Annotated in this window: 19 protein-coding genes, 2 tRNA genes and 2 pseudogenes; 9 read left to right on the top strand and 14 right to left on the bottom strand. The window is 70.0% G+C overall.

Annotation, left to right across the window (positions count from 1 at the left end; all coding sequences use genetic code 11):
* Window positions 1–58: 58 nt before the first annotated feature.
* The 4 genes from ACFY5B_RS05255 to ACFY5B_RS05240 all read right to left on the bottom strand — a co-directional run bounded on the left by ACFY5B_RS05255 (window position 59) and on the right by ACFY5B_RS05240 (window position 5,287).
* Window positions 59–1,999 carry a galactose oxidase-like domain-containing protein gene (locus tag ACFY5B_RS05255; protein ID WP_389964742.1) on the bottom strand — a complete coding sequence of 647 codons (1,941 nt, stop codon included), beginning with the start codon at window positions 1,997–1,999 and terminating at the stop codon, window positions 59–61.
* Window positions 1,996–3,996 carry a glycosyltransferase family 2 protein gene (locus ACFY5B_RS05250; RefSeq protein ID WP_389964739.1) on the bottom strand — a complete coding sequence of 667 codons (2,001 nt, stop codon included), beginning with the start codon at window positions 3,994–3,996 and terminating at the stop codon, window positions 1,996–1,998. Before ACFY5B_RS05250 ends, ACFY5B_RS05255 begins: the two co-directional genes overlap by 4 nt.
* Window positions 3,997–4,320: 324 nt before the next feature.
* Complete coding sequence (locus ACFY5B_RS05245; protein WP_389964736.1) at window positions 4,321–5,034, bottom strand: FadR/GntR family transcriptional regulator; 714 nt, start codon at window positions 5,032–5,034, stop codon at window positions 4,321–4,323.
* 179 nt (window positions 5,035–5,213) lie between these two features.
* Window positions 5,214–5,287 (bottom strand) — tRNA-Lys (locus tag ACFY5B_RS05240).
* A gap of 197 nt (window positions 5,288–5,484) precedes the next feature.
* Between ACFY5B_RS05240 and ACFY5B_RS05235 the strand changes: the two genes are divergently transcribed.
* From ACFY5B_RS05235 to ACFY5B_RS05220, 4 genes are all read left to right on the top strand, one after another.
* Window positions 5,485–6,798, top strand: coding sequence for a peptidoglycan-binding protein (locus tag ACFY5B_RS05235; RefSeq protein WP_389964733.1), 1,314 nt, complete (start codon window positions 5,485–5,487; stop codon window positions 6,796–6,798).
* Window positions 6,799–6,918: 120 nt separating this feature from the next.
* On the top strand, window positions 6,919–8,040 hold the full coding sequence (locus tag ACFY5B_RS05230; RefSeq protein WP_389964730.1) for an SPFH domain-containing protein: 1,122 nt from the start codon (window positions 6,919–6,921) through the stop codon (window positions 8,038–8,040).
* A 101-nt stretch (window positions 8,041–8,141) separates the two neighbouring features.
* A complete protein-coding gene (locus ACFY5B_RS05225) occupies window positions 8,142–8,747 on the top strand; it encodes a lytic polysaccharide monooxygenase (RefSeq protein ID WP_389964727.1) in 606 nt (201 codons plus the stop codon).
* Between the two features lie 106 nt (window positions 8,748–8,853).
* On the top strand, window positions 8,854–9,318 hold the full coding sequence (locus ACFY5B_RS05220; protein ID WP_389964724.1) for a DUF3592 domain-containing protein: 465 nt from the start codon (window positions 8,854–8,856) through the stop codon (window positions 9,316–9,318).
* Window positions 9,319–9,422: 104 nt separating this feature from the next.
* On the opposite strand, the pseudogene ACFY5B_RS05215 reads toward ACFY5B_RS05220, so the two are convergent.
* Window positions 9,423–9,506 (bottom strand): annotated as a pseudogene (locus ACFY5B_RS05215) (helix-turn-helix domain-containing protein); the annotation flags it as partial.
* Between the two features lie 190 nt (window positions 9,507–9,696).
* On the opposite strand from ACFY5B_RS05215, the pseudogene ACFY5B_RS05210 reads away from it, so the two are divergent.
* Window positions 9,697–9,936, top strand: a pseudogene (locus ACFY5B_RS05210) (acyl-CoA synthetase); the annotation flags it as partial.
* Here ACFY5B_RS05210 and ACFY5B_RS05205 read toward each other — a convergent pair.
* The 6 genes from ACFY5B_RS05205 to ehuB all read right to left on the bottom strand — a co-directional run bounded on the left by ACFY5B_RS05205 (window position 9,902) and on the right by ehuB (window position 14,114).
* Window positions 9,902–9,975, bottom strand: a tRNA-Lys gene (locus tag ACFY5B_RS05205). The pseudogene ACFY5B_RS05210 and the gene ACFY5B_RS05205 sit on opposite strands and share 35 nt — an antisense overlap.
* A gap of 95 nt (window positions 9,976–10,070) precedes the next feature.
* Complete coding sequence (locus tag ACFY5B_RS05200) at window positions 10,071–10,829, bottom strand: IclR family transcriptional regulator (protein WP_389964719.1); 759 nt, start codon at window positions 10,827–10,829, stop codon at window positions 10,071–10,073.
* A gap of 208 nt (window positions 10,830–11,037) precedes the next feature.
* The gene (ehuA, locus tag ACFY5B_RS05195; RefSeq protein WP_389964716.1) at window positions 11,038–11,835 is read right to left on the bottom strand and encodes an ectoine/hydroxyectoine ABC transporter ATP-binding protein EhuA; all 798 of its coding nucleotides are present in this window, start codon (window positions 11,833–11,835) and stop codon (window positions 11,038–11,040) included.
* On the bottom strand, window positions 11,825–12,475 hold the full coding sequence (gene ehuD / locus ACFY5B_RS05190; RefSeq protein WP_389964713.1) for an ectoine/hydroxyectoine ABC transporter permease subunit EhuD: 651 nt from the start codon (window positions 12,473–12,475) through the stop codon (window positions 11,825–11,827). The genes ehuA and ehuD overlap by 11 nt, the downstream gene beginning before the upstream one ends.
* On the bottom strand, window positions 12,472–13,188 hold the full coding sequence (ehuC, locus tag ACFY5B_RS05185; RefSeq protein WP_389964710.1) for an ectoine/hydroxyectoine ABC transporter permease subunit EhuC: 717 nt from the start codon (window positions 13,186–13,188) through the stop codon (window positions 12,472–12,474). The genes ehuD and ehuC overlap by 4 nt, the downstream gene beginning before the upstream one ends.
* Window positions 13,185–14,114 (bottom strand): ectoine/hydroxyectoine ABC transporter substrate-binding protein EhuB, encoded by a 930-nt coding sequence (gene ehuB / locus ACFY5B_RS05180; RefSeq protein ID WP_389964707.1) that lies wholly within the window; start codon window positions 14,112–14,114, stop codon window positions 13,185–13,187. The genes ehuC and ehuB overlap by 4 nt, the downstream gene beginning before the upstream one ends.
* Window positions 14,115–14,222: 108 nt before the next feature.
* Here ehuB and ACFY5B_RS05175 point away from each other — a divergent pair, with 108 nt between their 5' ends.
* Window positions 14,223–14,717 (top strand): DUF3830 family protein, encoded by a 495-nt coding sequence (locus ACFY5B_RS05175; protein WP_359627871.1) that lies wholly within the window; start codon window positions 14,223–14,225, stop codon window positions 14,715–14,717.
* On the opposite strand, the gene ACFY5B_RS05170 is transcribed toward ACFY5B_RS05175, so the two are convergent.
* Together ACFY5B_RS05170 and ACFY5B_RS05165 are read right to left on the bottom strand one after the other, a co-directional pair.
* A complete protein-coding gene (locus ACFY5B_RS05170; RefSeq protein WP_389964704.1) occupies window positions 14,698–16,113 on the bottom strand; it encodes an amidase in 1,416 nt (471 codons plus the stop codon). The genes ACFY5B_RS05175 and ACFY5B_RS05170 overlap by 20 nt on opposite strands.
* 17 nt (window positions 16,114–16,130) lie before the next feature.
* Window positions 16,131–17,078 carry a D-2-hydroxyacid dehydrogenase gene (locus ACFY5B_RS05165; protein WP_389964702.1) on the bottom strand — a complete coding sequence of 316 codons (948 nt, stop codon included), beginning with the start codon at window positions 17,076–17,078 and terminating at the stop codon, window positions 16,131–16,133.
* Window positions 17,079–17,275: 197 nt separating this feature from the next.
* Here ACFY5B_RS05165 and ACFY5B_RS05160 point away from each other — a divergent pair, with 197 nt between their 5' ends.
* Window positions 17,276–18,091, top strand: coding sequence for an aspartate/glutamate racemase family protein (locus ACFY5B_RS05160; RefSeq protein ID WP_389964699.1), 816 nt, complete (start codon window positions 17,276–17,278; stop codon window positions 18,089–18,091).
* Window positions 18,088–18,819 (top strand): aspartate/glutamate racemase family protein, encoded by a 732-nt coding sequence (locus ACFY5B_RS05155; RefSeq protein ID WP_389964696.1) that lies wholly within the window; start codon window positions 18,088–18,090, stop codon window positions 18,817–18,819. Before ACFY5B_RS05160 ends, ACFY5B_RS05155 begins: the two co-directional genes overlap by 4 nt.
* A gap of 63 nt (window positions 18,820–18,882) precedes the next feature.
* Here ACFY5B_RS05155 and ACFY5B_RS05150 read toward each other — a convergent pair whose 3' ends face one another.
* A complete protein-coding gene (locus ACFY5B_RS05150; RefSeq protein WP_389964693.1) occupies window positions 18,883–19,104 on the bottom strand; it encodes a hypothetical protein in 222 nt (73 codons plus the stop codon).
* A gap of 261 nt (window positions 19,105–19,365) precedes the next feature.
* Here ACFY5B_RS05150 and ACFY5B_RS05145 point away from each other — a divergent pair, with 261 nt between their 5' ends.
* On the top strand, window positions 19,366–19,635 hold the full coding sequence (locus ACFY5B_RS05145; protein WP_389964690.1) for a hypothetical protein: 270 nt from the start codon (window positions 19,366–19,368) through the stop codon (window positions 19,633–19,635).
* Window positions 19,636–19,678 lie beyond the last annotated feature (43 nt).

The raw sequence follows: 19,678 nt of genomic DNA, 5'->3' as shown, positions 1-19,678 counted from the left end.
CACCGGCCGATACGAAAGGGGCGCTCTCCTCGCGGAGAGCGCCCCTTGTCGTCTGCTGCTACGGCACCTTGACCCACTGCGCCTTGCTCGGGGTGCCGTCCGCGTCCGTCACGAACAGCATGTACCAGCCCGCCTGAACCAGGTTCCGGTTCTCCGGCACGGTCACCGTCAGCTTGTTTCCGGACGCCTTGAAGTCCAGGGCGATCGACCGCTGGTCGACGTCCGTGACGTGCGTGGCGGCGCTCGGCCGGATCAGCCGGACCTTCTTGACCCTCGCCGCGTCCGACGAGGTGAACGTCCCCGTGGAGCCGCGCTCGATGGTCTGCGGACCACCCGACAGCGAGGGCCGGTCCCCGTCGCCGTACAGGTACGGCGGCGTGTAGATCTCGATGCGCTGCTCGAACTCGCCCGGCTTGGTGTTGGCCTTGTCGGCGTAGAGCGAGTCGGAGCCGAAGAACATCACGCGTCCGTCGGGCAGCAGGATCGACCCGGAGTGGTAGTTGCGTCCCACGAGCGGGTCGGCGACCCGCCTGAGCTCGTTCTTCTCCGTGTCGTACAGCCGCGCCTCGAAGATGTTGGAGTCGCCGCGGCCGCGGTAGTCCTCCGAGCCGCCGGAGATCAGCACGCTGTCGTCGGGCAGGATCGAGGCGTTCGGGTAGCGGGTGCCCTTGTCCAGGGACGGGCCGTCCACGAAGCGCGGGTCCGGCTTCTTCAGGTCGACGATCCGGGTCTTCTCGCTGGACCTCTCGGACTCGCCGACGCCGCCGCCGCCGACCACCATGTACTTCTCGTCCTGCGCCGGCGGCAGCAGCACCGTGCCGGACGTCTCCATCAGGGTGGGGTCGCTCAGGCCGGGGATCTTGGAGAACTTGTTGGTGTCGACGTTCCAGACGCCCGGCTCACGGCCCACGTTGTCCGGCCCGTAGCCCGCGTTGGACCCCGAGTAGAAGATCTTGCCGTTCTGCATGAGGAACAGCGCCGGGTAGGTCGGGAACTGCCGCACCTCGCCGGTGTAGGCCCACTTCTTGGTCTTCGGGTCGAAGACCTCGTTCTTGCCCGGGACGAGCTGGCCGATGTCGTCGAGGCCGGAGACGCTGAGGATCTTCCCGTCGCTCAGGGTGGTGAGCGTCGGGTACCAGCGGGCCTCCTTCATCGGGTCGACCTTGATGTACTTCTCGGCCACCGGATCGAACTCGAAGGCGTCCCGGATGCCCTGGAAGTCCTTCTTGTCGAGGGCGAGTTTCTGTGCGATGCCGTAGGTGTTCTTGGCGTCGGCGCCCTTCAGGCCGTGCACGCGGTAGTTGTCCTGCGTGCCCGTCTCGTACTTCTTGCCCCGCTTCTGCGCCTCGACGTAGATCCGGCCGAGGCCGGGGTCGTTGCGCAGGAACCTGCCGGTCGCCTTGTCGAAGACCTTCTTGGCTCGCGGTACGAGCACCGGGTCCTTGGAGACGAAGGTCTTGCCGTTCTTCTTGCCGGTGAACGTGGTGCCCGCGGGCAGGGTGATCGGCGCGTCCGGGTTCTCGTTGTGGACGATCATGAGGCCGCCGGCCTTGGTGACGTCGCCCTGGAGCTTCTCGTAGCGCTTGGTGCCGCCCGCGATCAGCAGATTGCCGTTGGCGAGCTGGGTGTGGCCGGTGCAGAACAGGTCGGCCGGAGTGGGGACCTTCTTGACGGTGCCCTTGAGCGGGTCCCAGATCCGGGTGTCGAACTTCTTCGCGTCGAAGTTGTCCTGGTCGTTGCCCGACCCCGCGACGAGCAGCACCTTGCCGGTGCGCAGCAGCGCCGCGTGAATGGTGTTCTGCCGGTACTCCTCGGGGAAATCGACTATCTCCCACTTGCCGTTGGCGGCCTTGTACTCCGGCTTGTTGATTGTGTACTGGTGGTATTTCTCGGTGCTGAAGCGGTAGAGCCACGGCCCGTTCATCCCGGCCAGCGCGAGTACCACCGCCGTGCCGATCGCGAGTCGACGGGCCCGGCGGCGGCCTGCACGGTCGTTCATTCCTTACGTCCCCCAAGTCCACCAAGGGCGATCTGCATGGTCTGGTCGGATCCCCCGACCTCCCCGTGTGCGCCCGGGGTGGCGGCCCACGAGGGCTTGTGCTGCGGGGTGTGCCCCGTCGGCTGCTGCGGGATGGGCAGCGGCTGCGTCCGGTGCGGCCCCGCAGAATCCTGCGGCTCTTCCGCGGCAGGGGCGGCGGGCTTCTTCGCGTCCTGCCGCAGCTGCCAGCGCCAGGCGAACACCGGCGAGGCGGTGATCAGCAGCGCGAACGTCGCCCAGATGATCATCGCGGGGTGGGAGTGGCCGAAGACGAATCCGGCCGTGATCGACCCACCGAAGATCGCGACGAAGTACCAGTGGTAGCGGAACGTGCCGAACCAGCGGTCCGGGCTCGCCGAGTCGCCCTTGGGCGTCACCACGAACTTGCTCTTGCGCCGCAGCACGGAGTCGATCAGTGCCTTCGCGTACAGCGGCGCCGACAGCGCGGACATCACCATGCCGGCCACACCGCCGGAGCCCTCCGGCTCGTGCGGCGAGACGTTGTGCCGGCGGTTCCAGACGTACAGGCCGATCTGCAGGGCGGAGGCGTTGCCGTAGAGCATCAGCCACACGGCCGGGTCGATGTTCACACCCGAGGCGCCCAGGCCCAGGAACAGGCAGCAGCTCAGCGCCGCGAGGATCCAGTTGAGGGCCGACATCGGGTAGAAGATGATCATCATCGTGTAGTTGAAGAGCTTGCTCGGCGGCAGCGAGTACCAGCCCTTCCAGTACTGCCCGATGATCGTCTCGTACGTCCCTCGCGACCAGCGCATCTGCTGGGTGAAGAAGTCCGTCCAGGCGCTCGGGCCCTCACCCACCGCGAGCACGTCCGGCGTGTACACCGAGCGCCACTTCTTCCCCGTCGCCGGGTTCTTGTGGCGGTGCATCTCGAAGCCGGTCGCCATGTCCTCGGTGATCGAGTCGTACAGGCCGCCGATCTGCTTCAGGGCCTTGATGCGTACCGCGTTGGACGTGCCGACGAACATCGGGGAGCCGTAGCGGTTGCCGGCGCGCTGGATCAGCGCGTGGAAGAGGAACTGCTGCGACTCGGCGGCCTTGGTGATGGGGTTGTCGTAGTTGCCGTAGACCTGCGGCCCGATGACGAAGCCGACGTCCGGGTCGCGGAAGAAGCCGAGCATCCGCTCCAGGTAGTTGGGCAGCGGCACGTGGTCGGTGTCGACCGAGGCGAAGAAGTCGTAGTCGTCGCCGTGCGCTTCCAGCCAGGCGTTGTAGTTGCCGTGCTTGGTCTTGGCGCGGTGCGGGCCCTTGGCCTGGTTCCACTTCGCGACGCCCTTGCGGGAGAAGTGGTGCACGCCGAGGCGCTCGCAGGCCGCCTTCACATCGGGGTCGTCGCCCTCGTCGAGCAGCCACACGTGCATCAGACCCCGGTGGCGGATCCTGACGGCCGCCTCCAGGGTCTTCGTCACCATCTCCAGCGGCTCCTTGCCGGGCACGAAGGAGGTGAGGAAGGCCACTCTGGTGCCGGTCTCCGGCACCACCGGGATCGGGTCGCGGGCCACCAGCGTGGCGTGCGCGTTGGACAGCACGTTCATGCAGCGGAAGAACTCGATCAGACCGATCGAGACGAGCATGACCATGTCGAGTGCGGGCAGCCAGTCGAAGGCCGGGTAGTCGCGCTCGGTCCAGTGCTCGGGCTGGAGCAGCCAGAACAGCAGCACCAGGGACAGCACCGGGGCCGCGGCCAGCATCAGGGCGACGCGGATGCGGTGCGGCTCCTGCGAGATGAGCGAGCGGTACTGCACCTTGTACGGCTTGTTCGGATCCGGCTGGGTGAGGGGACCGGCGAGCCGGCTGTAGTGCTCGTAGTCGTATCTCGGCAGCGTCTTCTTGATCCGCCGGAACGTCCCCGTCGTGCTCATCCGGTGCGCCGGCACCCTGAGCTGGGTGGTCTGGGACGGGTCGTTTTCCTGCCGGGCACCCGTGGGCCTCGACGTCATGAGTCATCCCCCCACACGCGGACAGCCGCGTGTTTCGTAGCTTCTTACCGCCTGCTGCTGGTCCCCCTCGACCTTCACAGACGTATCAGTGGTGGGTCGCAGTCACCACGTCATCCACACCCTATAGACACGGCAACGCGACCTTCCGGTTGCATGATGCCCCCCACGGCATCGGTTCATGAACGGGGCCCCTATCCCCGCCCAGCCCGCAACCGGCTCCGAATCCCCCCAACTGCCGCGCAAACGCGGCATCCTGAAAAATTAGAAAACCAAGGTTCTACGGCGCTCATCATGATCGCAAGATGCGAAACACGGTGGTACCGGTCATACGCGTTCATTGTGACGGGTGTGGGGGCCCTGTGGGGACGTTGTCGACAGGCGGGCGCGGATGTTGCCGAAGTGCTCCCTTATGGCCTCCTCCGCCCGCATCGAGTCGCCGGACCGCACCGCGTCGAGGATCTCCCGGTGCTGCCGGCAGGTCACCTTCGGGTCCTGCGGCTCGCCCCCCAGGTCCGTGCGGACCCGGTGGAAGGCGTCCCAGAACGCCTCGAGGACCTCGCACAGCAGCACGTTGTCCAGCCCCCGGTAGAGGGTGGCGTGAAAGGCCCGGTCGGTCTCGGCGAGGCCGGCTCCGCGCGCGGCCTGCTCTTCCATACGGGCGACGAGCGCGTCCAGTTCAACGAGGTCCGCTTCCGGCATCCTCCCGGCGAGCCGCGACACGAGCCCCGTCTCCACCGCCTCCCGCAGCTCCAGCAGCTGGAGCAGGGAGTCCTCGCCCCGGTAGTGCCCGGCGACCGTGCGGAAGGCGAGACCTTCGATCATCGGGGCCAGGGACATCGGGCCGACGTAGGTGCCGAAGCCGTGCCGGATCTCCACGATGCCCATCGCCTGGAGCGCCTTCAGGGCCTCCCGCACCGAGTTCCGGCTCGCGCCGAGGTGCTCCATCAGCTCGGGCTCGGTCGGCAGCGGGGCCCCGGAGGCCAGCCGGCGGTCGATGATGAGCTTCTTGATCCGCTCCTGAAGGTCACGCGCTGCCATGGCCAGAGGGTATCCGGCCAGACCCGGACGGGGACCTCTCGAGGAGACACCCGCTCACCGTGATGCCGGTGGAGGGGTGCGGGTGGCGGAGCCCCCACCGCGCGCGGCGAAGCCGCGCAGAAACGACGATGGCGGTTTGTGTTCGCGCTTTCCGCGAACACAAACCGCCATCGACAACGTGCGCCGCCAGGGACTCGAACCCCGGACCCGCTGATTAAGAGTCAGCTGCTCTAACCAACTGAGCTAGCGGCGCCTGCTGACGTCGTAATCCTACAGGACGTCGAGAGGTGCTCCTGACCACCGGCCGGGGCGCGGGCCCCCGGCAAGGCGGCCGCGTACATCATTCGGACCGTCAGCATGCGCGTGGGGAAGACAGTTGCGAAACTGGCCACGCGCGCCCTCCGGTGCCCGGGCGCCGCATTTTTCCGCCGGAAGTGTGAGGGGAATCGCATGGAGTCGCCGGTATTCGAGGAAATCGACCCCGCGAGCGACTGCGACTGCCCGGGCTGCGTCCACTGGCGCCGCGCCCTCCCGCATTCCTGGACCGGCCGCGCCGGCGCCCACCCGGCGGCGCACCGGGCTCTCGCCCTGGCCGCCGCGGCTTCCGCCGCGCTCGGCGCGGGCCACACCGTACCGGCCGCAGCGGTGTCGCACGCCCCGCACCGCCCGGGTGTTCCCGCAGGTGACGAGCCCGATACCCCTCAGGGCGCCACGTCCCCGCTGCACGGCCCCGAAGGCCGTCAGACGGAGTCCTCCGCCGCCCCCGAGGCCGCCGCCATCACTCGCACGGAGATCATCAACAGGGCCAGGACCTGGGTGGCCGCGAAGGTGCCGTACAGCATGAGCGCCTATTGGTCCGACGGTTACCGGCAGGACTGCTCGGGTTATGTCTCCATGGCATGGAGGCTGCCCCGGAACGAATGGACGGGCAGCCTCGCGGCATACGGGGAGAAGATTTCCAAGGAGGAACTCCAGCCGGGTGACATTCTGCTGTTCCACAATGCGTCCGACCCCGAGAAGGGTTCGCATGTCACCATTTTCGGCGGCTGGACGGACAGCACACACACCACCTACACCGCCTACGAGCAGACCCACCCGCACACCCGCCGGCAGTCCACCCCGTACGCCTATCGGACCAACTCCGACCGGTACGTGCCCTACCGCTACAAGGGCGTCACCGCGCAGGAGCCGGTCCCCGGGAAGGACGGCGGCCAGCCGGGCGCCCCGGCCGTCACGCCGTACCCGGGAGCGGTGTATTTCGGCCCCGGCGCGAACAACGAGTACGTCACCCAGCTCGGCCGCATGCTCATCGCGCGCGGGGCCGGCGGTGCGTACGCGTCGGGCCCGGGGCCGCGCTGGACCGATGCCGACCGGCGGGCGACCCGGGCGTTCCAGCTGGCCCAGGGCTGGACCGGTGCGGAAGCCGACGGGCTGCCCGACCCGCGCACCTGGGAGCTGCTGGTCACGGCCCAGGGCGAGGACGTGACGGACGGGGCGGTCGGCCCGCCGCCCGCCTCCCACGGGGTCCCCGGCTACCCGGGGCGGGCGTTGTTCCGCCCCGGAGCGAACAACACCTACGTCACGCGGCTGGGCGAGCAGCTCGTACGCAAGGGGTTCGGCAGGTTCTACCGGGCCGGGCCGGGGCCGCGCTGGAGCGAGGCGGACCGGCGCGGCGTCGAGGCCTTCCAGCGCACCCAGGGCTGGCGGGGCGGCGCGGCCGACGGCTACCCGGGCCCGGAAACCTGGCGGCGCCTCTTCTCGTAGGACGGACCTCAAGGTCCCCAGGCCCCCTCCGGGTGGGCCCCGAACCCCGGTCGGGCCCTCGAGGGGCCCGCATCCGGGACCACCGTTGTGACGCATCTGGCGCGGAGGCTGGAGGCACGCATGAGTACGACCACTTCCCATACGTCCGAGTCCGACGGGCCGCCCGGCGGACCGGCCCGGCCCGCACGGCTCATCCAGAACGAGGCCACCACCGAGATCCCCGTCCATCTGTTGTTCCGCGACGACCCCGACCCCGCGCCGGTGCCTGTGAAGCCGGCGGTCGTCGGCCGCAGGCAGGGGACGGGGGAGCAGCCGCGCCTCAGACGCCCGGCGGACGTCCCGAAGCGCCCGGTGCCGGAGGTCGAACCGGGCCTGGTGGAGCGACCGGCGCGGGTGCTGCCCGGCGCGGCGGGCGTACTGGCCGGGGCCTGTGGCGCGGCCGGGTGCGTGGCCACCTCCTGGTGGGCCGGGGTGCTGCCGTCGCTCGCGCTGGAGGCGCTGCGGCTGCCCGCGTACGCCGGGGCAGGGCTCGGCCCCGCTCAGTGGGCCGCGTACGCCGGGGCCGGGGCGCTCGGGCTGTTCGGGCTCGGCGGGCTGGCCCGGGGCCGCACCGGGCGCGCCTGGGTGCTGGACCTGTTCGGCCGCTACCGGGGGACCGTCCGGCGCTCCGGCCTGCTGTGGGTCAACCCGCTGCTGCTGCGCCGCCGGGTGGACGTACGGCTGAGGCACTGGCGCAGCGAGCCCGTGCCCGCCGCCGACGGGGGCGGGGTCGCGCTGCGGGTGGTGGTGCTGGTGGTGTGGCGGGTGCGGGACACCGCCCGGGCCATGCTGGGCGTCGAGGACCACGAGACGTATCTGCGCGAGTGCGTCGAGGCGGCGCTGGCCCGGGTGCCGGTCGAGATGCCGGGCGGGCCGCGGGGCGCGGGGGACGCGGCGGCCGATGCGCTGACCCGGCTGGTGGCGGCGGACGCGGCCCCGGTCGGCCTGGAGGTGTTCTCCGTGCAGCCGGTCCGCGTGGAGTACGCCCCCGAGATCGCCGCCGCGATGCACCGCCGCCGGATCGCGCAGCTGGACGCCCGGCACCGGGCGAGCGTGCTCACCTCGGTCGTGGACTCGGTGGAGGACACGGTGACCCGGCTGACCATGCGGGGGCTGGTCGAACTCGACGACTACGAGCGGAAGGTACTGGTGAAGGACCTGACGGTGGCGTTCTGCGCCGGCCGGGGAGAAACAGCCCCGTGATTGGTATGGACATGTTCAACCAGCGCCCATAATCTCGAACTTGGTCTAGACCTACATGCACGGCTCACTGAACCTCCCCCACGTTCTCCAGGAGCGGCAGCATGCGCACAAGGACCAAGTTGTCCGCAGCCGCGGTGGGACTGGCCACGACCGGAGCCCTCGTACTCTCCTCCGGCGGCGCCAGCGGCCACGGCTACACCGACCTCCCCATCAGCCGGCAGAAGCTCTGCCAGAACGGCACCGTGACCAACTGCGGCTCGATCCAGTGGGAGCCGCAGAGCGTCGAGGGCCCGAAGGGCTTCCCGGCCTCAGGCCCCGCCGACGGGCAGATCTGCAACGCGGGGCTCGGCCACTTCGGCCAGCTCAGCGCACCGCGCACACCGTCCGGCGGCGCCTGGCCCGCCACGAAGGTGACAGGCGGCCAGAACTACACGTTCCGCTGGCAGTTCACGGCCATGCACGCCACGACCGACTTCAAGTACTACGTCACCAAGCCGGGCTGGAACCAGAACCACAACCTGGCCCGGTCCGACCTCGACCTCACCCCGTTCCTCACGGCGCCGTACAACGGGCAGCGCCCGCCGTCCACGCTGTCCCACAGCGGCAGGCTGCCGACCGGGCTCAGCGGCCGGCACGTCATCGTGGCCGTGTGGACGATCGCCGACACGGCCAACGCGTTCTACGCCTGCTCGGACGTGACCTTCTGAGCCCTTCCGAACCTCTGAGCTTCTCTTGAGTCACCGCCGCGGCCGGTGTGGGTAGGTTCATGCCACACCGGCCGCTCCAAGGCCGCCCAGGGCCTCGGGGGAGTTCATGGAAACCTTGTTCTACCTCGTGCCCACGCTCATGATCGCGGTCGCTTCCTGTGCCGTGGTCGTGGTGATCCGCCGCTCCGTGCGGGTCGGCCGCGCATGGAACAGCGGCCTGACCGCCGAGGCCCGCTGTCTGCGGACGTACACCACGACGAGTGGGGGCGGCGACAGCTCGGTGCGCACCACTCTGCACCACGTGTACGAGTTCACCACGCGCGACGGCCGCGGCGTCCGCTTCGAGGAGCACGGCGGGCCGGGGACGACCCTCGAGGGCGACATCGTCACCGTGCACTACCCGGCGGACCGCCCGGAGCACGCCACGGCCAGGCCCCCGGCGCAGGGGAAGCTCGTCGCGGGCACGGGATGTCTGCTCGCCTTCCTCGGCACGTTCATCCTCTTCGCCATCGGCTTCATGGTGGTGACCCACGCGATGTTCTCCGTCGCGGGCGACTTCCTGCAGCCTTGACATGCTCCTGGGGCTGAAGTCCGAGGATTCTGGCCGTCCCCACCCGAACCTGTGCCGCTACGCGGCACAGGTTCGGGTGGGGGTTCCATGGCTTCCTGTTTCTCCACCCGTGCACACCCGAACGCCCTGGCCAACGCGGTGCGTTGACCGGGCTCCGGGTACAGGCGGAAGGCGTACCGAAGCTGCATTCGGTGATCGTACGAACACACACCACACGATGTCGCCGGGAACACCCGTTCCCCGCCTCACCCCATGACGCAGTGTCCGGCTCCGCCGGAATGACACCGCGACGCTCCGCGCCGCCGTCACGAGATTCGCTTCACCACCGGGCTGAAGCCCGATGCACTGCGAATGAAGCTCGGTAGCGCTCCGCATCTGATCGCCCGCTACGAGGGTGCGGAGGCGGTGTGCGTGTACGCCGTACCGGACCCGGTCACCCGGCGACCAGGTCATGGCCACGCTCGCGGACACATTCGACCCGCTGTCCTTAGGGAGCCGGGGGAGTGCACCTACCGCAGGATGGCCGACGGGGAGCACGAAAACGCTGAGGGGCCCCTCGCTCCCACGAGAGGCCCCTCATCCGTGCGCCGCCAGGGACTCGAACCCCGGACCCGCTGATTAAGAGTCAGCTGCTCTAACCAACTGAGCTAGCGGCGCATGACCCTCGCCTGCCACCGGAATCGTGTTCCGCGGCGGGCGACGGGAAAAATAATACCCAATGCCGGTGGGTGCTCCGGACCACCCGGCAGGGGCTAGATCGCCATGGACAGCAGCACCGGTGCGGCGTGGCGGTTGAGGGTGTCCGCGGCCTGGCGCAGGCGGTGGGCGTGCTCGATCGGGAGGGACAGGGCCAGGCAGCCGACGGAGGAGCCCGCGGTGATCGGGACGGCCGCGCAGACCGTGCCGATCGCGTACTCCTGCAGGTCCAGGACGGGGACGGTGGGTGGCTGCGCCTCCAGGCGGGAGAGCAGGAGCCGGTCGCTGGTGATGGTGCGCGAGGTGAGGCGGGCCATCTTGTGCCGGGCGAGGTGGTCGCGGCGGCCGGCGTGGTCGAGCTGGGTGAGCAGGCTCTTGCCGATGGCGGTGGCGTGGGCCGAGGAGCGGAAGTCGACCCACTCGTTGACCGCGGGAGCCGACGGGCTGTCGGCGTACTGGGTGATGCTGATCTCGCCGTCGACGTACCGGCTCATGTAGACGGCGGCGCCGACCGAGTCCCGCAGCCGGTCCAGGGTGCGCTGGAGCTTGTCGTGCAGGGCCTGCTCGCGGTGGTGGGCGGAGCCGAGACGGGCCAGGGTCTCGCCCGTGACGTAGGCGCCGTCGGCGATCTGCTCGACGTACCCCTCGCGGCGCAGCATGCGCAGGAGCGCGGTCAGCCGCTCCGGCGCGATGCGGGTGTGCAGGGCTATCTCGGCGTCGGTGACACCGCTGGTACCGCGCGCCACCGTCTCCAGGACGCGCAGGGCTTCCTGGGCCGAGTGGTACGGGGTGGTCGGCTCGTGCTTCAGCGCCACGGTGGTCTCCCCCTGCGCTTGCTGTAGGGCCGTAATCCGGTCAGTGAACCTTTTCCAGGTTAACCGGCAATGGGCTTGCGGGGAGCGGGGGTTGACAAGATTCCCGGGGCCCCGGACTGGGGCAATGGCACTCTGGCATGTGCCAGAAGCATGCCCCAGTCACGTCCCGGTTACCGGGCGGGGTGTTCTGCCTGTTCACGGGCTGTAGTCACAGCACTGCGCTGAGGAACTCCCGTGTCCGGTCCAGCTCCGGGTCGCTGAAGATCTTTTCCGGTGTGCCGGACTCGATGATGCGGCCGTGGTCGAACATCAGTACCTGGTCGGAGATGTCCCGGGCGAAATTCATCTCGTGGGTCACACAGAGCATCGTGATGTCCGTGGAGCGGGCGATGTCCCTGAGGACGTCGAGGACTCCGGCGACCAGCTCGGGGTCGAGCGCGGAGGTCACCTCGTCCAGCAGCAGCACCTGCGGACGCATCGCCAGGGCCCGGGCGATGGCCACCCGCTGCTGCTGGCCGCCGGAGAGCTGGGCCGGGTGCGCGTCGCACTTGTCGGCCAGGCCCACCATGTCCAGCAGGCCCTTGGCCCGCTCCACCGCCTCGTCCTTCGACAGGCCGAGGACGGTGACGGGAGCCTCGGTGATGTTCCGCAGCACCGTCATGTTCGGGAACAGGTTGAACTGCTGGAACACCATCCCGATCTTCTTGCGGACCTCGCGGACCTGCTTGTCGGAGGCCGGGAACAGCTGCTGCCCGTCGACCGTGATCGTGCCCTCGTCGGGTTTGAGCAGGGTCATCAGCAGCCGCAGGATCGTGGTCTTGCCCGATCCGGACGGCCCGATCAGAGTGACGTGCTTGCCGGCGTCGACCGAGAAGTCCAGGTGGTCCAGGACGGTGTTGCTCCCGAACCGCTTGGTGACCTGCTCCAGCCGGATCAGCTCGCCGGTGCTCCGGGCGGGGTTCTTCTCGGGGTCGGTCCCGGAATTGGGGAGAGTGTCAGTGGGCAAGGCGTCGCTCCAGGGCTCGCAGGGCAAGGGAGGCCAGGTAGGAAATGACGATGAAGGCCACGCCGATCACCGTCAGCGGCTCGGTGAACTGGAAGTGCTCCTGCGAGTACAGGCGCGCCTGGCCGAGCATCTCCAGCACGGTGATCGCCATGACCATCGGCGTGTCCTTGAGCATGGAGATGACGTAGTTGCCGAGGGCCGGGACGACCCGGCGCACGGCCTGCGGCAGGATCACCGCGGTCCACGTCCGGTGCAGCGGCAGGTTCAGTGCCGTCGCCGCCTCCCACTGGCCGACCGGCACGGCCTCGATGCCGGCCCGGTAGACCTGCATCGTGTACGTCGAGTAGTGCAGCCCGATCGCGAAGACGCCGGTGGTCAGCGCCGAGAAGGTCACGCCCCACTCGGGCAGCACGTAGAAGAGGAAGAACAGCTGCACCAGCAGCGGGGTGTTGCGGACGAACTCCGTGACCACGCCGACCGGCCAGGTCACCCAGCGCGAGGGCACCCGCATCAGCAGCGCCCACACCAGGCCCAGCGCGAACGAGATCAGGGAACCGAGGGCCAGGATCTGCAGGGTGACCAGCAGACCGTCCCAGAGGTGCGGCATGAAGCCGCTGACTGCGCTCCAGTCCCACTTCATGCGACTGCACCTCCGACCCCGGTCGTCTGCGGACGGTCCAGCTCCTGGTCGGGCGTGCTCCCGACCGGCTTGCCGGTGCCGGTCTTGAGCTTGCGCTCCAGTCCGCGCATGCCGCGGGTCAGCACGAAGGCGATCACGAAGTAGATCAGCAGCACGATCGTGTAGATCTCCGCGCTCTCCTGGAGCGCCAGCCGCACCAGGTTGCCGCTGAACGCCAGGTCACCCATGCCCATGACGGACACCAGGGCGGTGCCCTTGAGCAGTTCGACCAGCAGGTTGGAGAACGGCGGGATCATCTCCGGCACCGCCTGCGGCAGCAGGATCAGCCGCAGCCGCTGCCAGGGCGTGAAGCTGAGGGCGATCCCGCCCTCCTTCTGCGCCGGGTCGACCGCGTTCAGCGCGCCGCGCACGATCTCGGAGCCGTACGCCCCGTAGGTCAGGCCGAGCGCGAGGGTGCCCGCCCACAGCGGCACCAGCTGCCAGCCGAAGGCGATGGGCAGCACGAAGTACACCCAGAAGATCATCACCAGCGCCGACGTGCCGCGGAACACCTCGGTGTAGACGCCCGCCAGGAAACGGACGATCCACAGCCGGTGGGTGCGCGCCACGCCGACGACGAAGGACACCGCGGCGCCCAGCAGGGCACTGCAGACGAGCAGCTGGATCGTGACCCAGACGCCCTTGAGTACGAGTTCCCAGAGTCCCGGGGTCATCCGCCGCAGAGCTCCTTCGCGGTCAGCTCCGTCATCTCGGCCTCGGTGAAACCGAACGGCTTGAGGATGCGGAGCAGTTCGCCGCTCTTCTTGAGCTTGCGCAGCTCCACGTTGAAGGCGTCGCGCAGCTTCGTCTCGGTCGGACGGAACGCGAAGGCGCCTCCGTCGACGTGCGGCTTGCCGCCGACGATCGGCTTGAACGGCTCGGTGGCCTCCGCCTTGGCGGACTTCTTCACCACCTCGCGCACGGTGAGCGCCGTACCGGCGAACACGTCCACGCGCCCCGCCTCGACCGCGTTCAGCCCCGCCACCTGGTCCGGGACGATGAGGATGTCGCTCTCCTTGTACCCGGCGTCCACGGCGTACTGGATCTCGGCGTACCCGGTGCCGGTGGCGAACTTCGCCTTCTTCCCGACGACGTCCTTGTAGCTGTGCAGCCCCTTCGGGTTGCCCTTGCGCACGATGAACGCGTCGAGCATCTGGTAGTCGGGGTCGGCGAAGATGACCTGCTCGCAGCGCTCGGGGTTCACGTACATCCCGGCGGCCACGACGTCGAACTGCTGGGAGTTCAGGCCCGGGATGAGCGAGCCGAACTCGGTCGGCACGGGCTGTACCCGGTCGACGCCGAGCCGCTTGAAGATCACCTTGGCCAGTTCCGGTGCCTCACCGGTCAGTTCGCCGTTCGTGTCGATGAAACCGAACGGGATCTCGCCGGCGATGCCGAGACGGACGACACCCGCCGCCCGGAGCCGGCCGAGCAGATCACCGCCTTTGGCGTCCGACGCCGTGGCGACCCTGCTGCATCCGGCGGCGCCCAACGCGCCGAGCGCCGCCACCCCCGCGAGCAGCGACCGGCGGGCGGGCCCGGAGACGGGCCGGGGTATGGGTTCGGGACCTCTGAATGGGCTTCTCTGTGGTGGAGCCATGGGCGCGCGGCTACCCGACCGCCTCCTAGTTATGCCGATCTTTTCAAGCCCCGCACTCACCCCCGTGCGCCCTTGACCGCAGCGGCTGCGGGCACTCCCATGGAGGGCATGGCTGATCGCTACATCGAAGTCTCGCTGGTCAAGCGCGACGTGACCTGCACGGCCAGGCTGCTGGACGACCGCGCGCCGATCACCTGCGCGGCCGTCTGGGATTCCCTTCCACTGGCCGGCGACGTCTACCACGCGAAGTACGCACGCAATGAGATCTACGCCCTTTTCCCACCCTTCGCCGAAACCGAACCACCTCTGGAAAACCCGACCATCACTCCGATCCCCGGCGATCTGTGCTATTTCACCTTCGCCGGGGCGGAGTTGGGCACCAAGGCGTACGGCTACGACCGTGAGGTTCGCGCCGGGACCACGCTTGTCGACCTGGCCCTGTTCTACGAGCGCAACAACCTGCTGCTGAACGGCGATGTCGGCTGGGTCCCGGGCATCGTCTGGGGCCAGGTCGTCGACGGCCTGGAGACCATGGCCGAGGCGTGCAACGACCTGTGGAGGTCGGGAGCGGCGGGGGAGTCGCTCAGCTTCCGGCGGGCGTAGGCCGGCCGGCCGAGGCCACCCCCGCCTCGTACAGCGCGTGGGCCGCCCGCAGCACCAGATCGTCCCGGTGCCGGGCGGCCACGAGCTGCAGACCGATCGGCAGACCGTCCGCGTCCGAGCCGACCGGCACGCTCGCCGCGGGCTGTTGCGTCATGTTGAACGGGTAGGTGAACGGGGTCCAGCCCGTCCAGCGCCGGTGGCCGGATCCTTTCGGTACCTCGGCGCCCGCCTCGAACGCCGTGAGCGGCATGGTCGGCGTGACGAGCAGGTCGTAGGTGTCGTGGAAGCGGCCCATCCGACGGCCCAGGTCCATCCGGACGTCCACCGCGGCCAGATAGTCCAGCGCCGAGTACCGGGCGCCCCGCGCGCAGATCTCCCGCAGGCCCGGGTCCAGCAACTCCCGCTGGTGCGGGCCCAGGTGCTGGGTCACCCGGGCCGCCCCGCTGAACCACAGGGTGTGGAAGGCCTCCACCGGGTCGGTCAGGTCCGGGTCGGTCTCCGTGACGTACGCGCCGAGCTCCGCCAGCCGCTCCACCGCCCGCCGCACCGCCCTCGCGACCGCGGGCTGCACCGCGACCTGCCCGCCCAGCGACGGCGAGTACGCCACCCGCAGCCCGCGTACCCCGGCCCCGCCCGCCAGGCCGTCCGTGTACGGGCCGGCCGGGGCCGCGAGCGCCGACCAGTCGCGCGAGTCCGGGTGGCCGATGACGTCCATCAGGAGCGCGGCGTCCGCCGCGTCCCGGGTCATCGGCCCGACGTGCGCCAGCGTGCCGAACGCGCTCGCCGGGTAGAGCGGCACCCGCCCGTACGTCGGCTTCAGCGCGAAGATGCCGCAGAACGACGCCGGGATGCGCACACTGCCGCCGCCGTCCGTGCCCAGCGACAGTGGCCCCGCGCCCAGCGCCACGGCCGCGGCGCTGCCGCCGCTCGACCCGCCCGCGGTGCGCGAGGGGTCGCACGGGTTGCGCGTCACACCGCTGAGCGGCGAGTCCGTCACACCCTTCCAGCCGAACTCGGGCGTCGTCGTCTTGCCGAGGAAGACCGCCCCGTGCTCGCGCAGCCGGGCGACGGACGGCGCGTCCTCGTCCCACCGCCCCGCCGGATCCACGGCCCTCGACCCGCGCAGGGTCGGCGCCCCGCGCTGCAACAGGATGTCCTTGACGGTGACCGGCACCCCGTCCAGCAGCCCGCGTGGCTCACCGCGCCGCCATCGCCCCTCCGACTCCGCGGCCCGCTCCAGCGCGTCCTCGGCGGTCAGCCGGACGAAGGCGTTCACCTCCGGCTGGATCGCCTCGGCCCGCTCCAGCGCCGCCCGCGTCACCTCCACAGGGCTCCACTCGCCCTTGCGGTACCCGTCGAGAAGCCGTACGGCGGTCAGCTCGGTGAGCTCGGTCATCCACCCTCCCGGGAACGTCAGTGTCCGGGTACATACCCACGCTGCTTGTCGACCACGTTCTTCAACGGCTCCCCGGACGCCCACTGTTCGTACAGCTCCACGAACTGGGCGCCGAGTTCGTCGCGCCAGCCGACGACGTCGCCGCTCATGTGCGGGGACACGATCAGGTCCGGGGCCTGCCACAACGGGCTGTCGGGGGGCAGGGGTTCGGCCTCGAAGACGTCCAGGGCGGCGCCCGCGATCCAGCGCTTGGCCAGGGCCTCGGCGAGCGCGTCCTCGACGACCAGCTGGCCGCGGCCGATGTTGACGAACCGGGCGGACGGCTGCATCAGGCCGAAGCGGCGGGCGTCGAACATCCCCCGCGTCTCGTCCGTGAGCGGTGCCGCGGCGATCACCCAGTCGGCGCGGGCCAGCAGCCGGTCCAGATCCTCAGGGCCGTGCACGCCGGAGCGCGCGGCACGGCCCACGAGCGCGGTCGTGATGCCCAGCGCCCCCAGCGTGTGCGCGATCGCCCGTCCGATCGGTCCGGACCCGACCACGACGGCCCGGGTTCCGGCGATCTTGTGCGACTCGCGGTGTCGCCAGGTCCGCTCCCGCTGCAGCTCCAGCGTGCGCGGCAGATCCTTGGCCATCGCCAGCACCAGCGCGGCGACGTACTCGGCGATCGGCTGGTCGAAGATGCCGCGTGCGTTCGTCACCACGGTGTCCGAGGCGGCGAGTTCCGGACACATCAGATGGTCCACACCGGCGCTCGCCGTGTGCACCCAGCGGGGCCGCGGACCCTCGCCCGGCCACGCGTCCCGCACGGCGCGCGAGGTGAAGTCCCACACCAGGAGTACATCCGCACGCGGGAGGCGCTCGGCCAGATGCGCCGCGTCGGTGTGTTCGACACGGGCGCGGCCGGTGAGGCGGCCGAGGCGGGGGAGGGGTTCGGCGTCCAGGACGAGGAGCGTGGGGGTGGGCATGAGCAGCCGTTTCTCCAGCCGTGCGGCGGGTCCGGCCGGCCCCGGGGCGCCGGTCGGTGACGACGAGTTAACCCGGTGTTGACCAAGGAGTGATCCGGGCGGATTGACCACGCTCGCACCCGAACCTACCGTCGTCAACACGGGCGTTCCCACGATCCGTTGCACACTCGTTGCCCAGCGTGAGGCCGGTGCCTGCCATGGACGTCTCATTTCTCGGCGGGCCCGGCCCGCAGCGCGGGGTCGGCGTCGTCGCCCCCTTCGACTTCGCACTCGACCGCGAACTGTGGCGCTGGGTGCCGGACGAGGTCTCCCTGCACATGACACGAACGCCCTACGTGCCGGTCGAGGTCAGTCTCGACCTGGCCCGGCTGGTCAGCGAGCACGAGACGCTGAGCGAGGCGGTCCGCACGCTCAACGCCATCGCCCCGGAGGTCGTGGCCTACGCCTGCACGTCGGGCAGCTTCGTCGGCGGCATGATGGGCGAGCGGGCGATGTGCGAGGCGATGAGCCGCGCCGGTGCCGTACCGGCGATCACCACCTCCGGCGCACTGCTGGAGGCCCTGGTCGAGCTGGACGTACGCCGGGTGGCACTGGTGACGCCGTACACGGTCTCGGTGACGCAGTCGCTGGAGGCCTACGTCGCCCAGGCCGGTGTCGCGATCTCCGGCTGCGCCTTCATGGGGCTGACCCGGCACATCTGGAAGGTCCCCTACCGAGAGGTGGTGGACATGGCGCGGCAAGCCGTCCGGGGCGACGCCGACGCGCTGTTCATCAGCTGCACCAACCTGCCCACGTACGACGTGATCCCCCAGCTGGAGGCCGAGCTGCGCATCCCGGTGATCTCGGCCAACCAAGTGACGATGTGGGCGGCGCTGCGCCGACTGGGTACCCGTGCGGTGGGGCCGTACCAAGCGCTGATCAATCCGGCGGCGCGTTCCGGCCCCGCAGCGCCGGGGGCGGGCCCCGGTCCCGTACTGCCGGAAGAAGAGCAGCAGCAGGAAGGCTGGACATGACAGCACTGGGATTTCTCTACCCGGGCCACTCCGCCGAGGACGACTATCCGCGCATCGAGCAGTTGCTGGGCAGCGACATCCGGGTGGACCTGGTGCACACCGACATCGGTGAGGACGCGCACCGGGTGGACGCGCTGCTCGAGATGGGCTCCGCCGGGCGACTCGCGGCGGGTGTCCAGGAACTGCGGCACGCCGGTGCGGACGCCGTGGTGTGGGCCTGCACGAGCGGCAGCTTCGTCTACGGCTGGGACGGCGCGCAGGAGCAGGTCCGCGCCCTGGCCCAGACGGCCGGCATGCCCGCCTCGTCCACCTCCTTCGCGTTCGCGCACGCCGTGCGGGAGCTGGGGGCGCGCAGGGTCGCGATCGGAGCGACGTACCCGGAGGACGTGGCGCGGCTCTTCGCCGAGTTCCTGCGCGCGGCCGGTGTGGAGGTCGTGTCGGTCAACAGCTCCGGCATCATCACGGCCGCCGAGGTCGGCACCTGGGGCGAGGCCGAACTCCTCGCCCTGGCCCGGAACTCCGACCACCCCGAGGCCGAGGCGCTCCTCCTCCCCGACACGGCCCTGCACACGGCGGCCCACATCCCGGCCCTGGAGAAGGAACTCGGCAAGCCGGTCCTCACCGCCAACCAGGTCACGGTCTGGGAGGGCCTGCGCCTGGCGGACCGACGGGTGAACGCGCCGGAACTGGGGGCGCTCTTCACCAGGGAACCGATCGTCCAGGCGTGAGCCGCGAGGCCTGCCCCTCGCCGCCCGCGGCATCCGCCGCGGGCGGCGAGGAGAATGCGGTTCTCACGGACGTTCGCCCCTCGCTCGACGCCACCGGAGCACGCGCAGCACGACGTAGGCGGCGAGGGCGAGAGTGAAGGCGATGCTCGCCGACGACCGGGCAACCCTCCAGACGGTGCCGCTCGGCTCCCAGACGGCCTCGGCGAGATTCATGCCGACGGCCACCGCGAACGCGGCCTTGAGGCAGCCGGCCGCTCGCGCCACCCGGTACGCGTCGATCTCCATGGAGCCCCGAGTGCCCCGGGGCGGCCGGGGAAAGGCTGCCGTGCCCTCGAACGCGTCCCTCATGGGGGCCGGAATCGGTCCCACCCCTTCTTCGGTGCACATCGGGGTATAAGCGCTCCAACACCCCATCCGATGCTGAGGAATGCTCAACTCCGCCACATCACACGAAACTTGGATTGACCGAAAGCGCGTTCCCCCTCCTTCGTCCATTCCGTGCACACTGACCACGTCCGCAGCCAGTCGTGCCGTGAAGGACTCCCGATGGCCGAACGGGGCCCGTTCAGATTCTCTGCAAGCGCTGTCCAGCTGGCCGGGCGCCTGCTGTGCTGGAGCCTGGCCGCGGCCATGGTCTCCGCCGCCGTGGACGCCTTCCTCGACCCCCGGGTCCGCTGGTGGGGGGCCGTGTGGCCGTTGCCCTGGTGGCTCGTCTGCGTGTCAGCCCTCGCGTGGACCGTCCTGCGGGCCCGCGAGAAGGCCGACCGTCCACCTCCGCACGACAGCGTGCGCAGCGATTGGGAGCGGGCCGCCTGACACCCGGTCGCGGATCGAGCAGCGGGATCAGCGGCGCCCCGGC

This window comes from Streptomyces sp. NPDC013187, from assembly GCF_042899705.1.
Classification (GTDB): domain Bacteria; phylum Actinomycetota; class Actinomycetes; order Streptomycetales; family Streptomycetaceae; genus Streptomyces; species Streptomyces hawaiiensis_A.
This window is presented reverse-complemented; position numbering and strand designations above follow the sequence as displayed.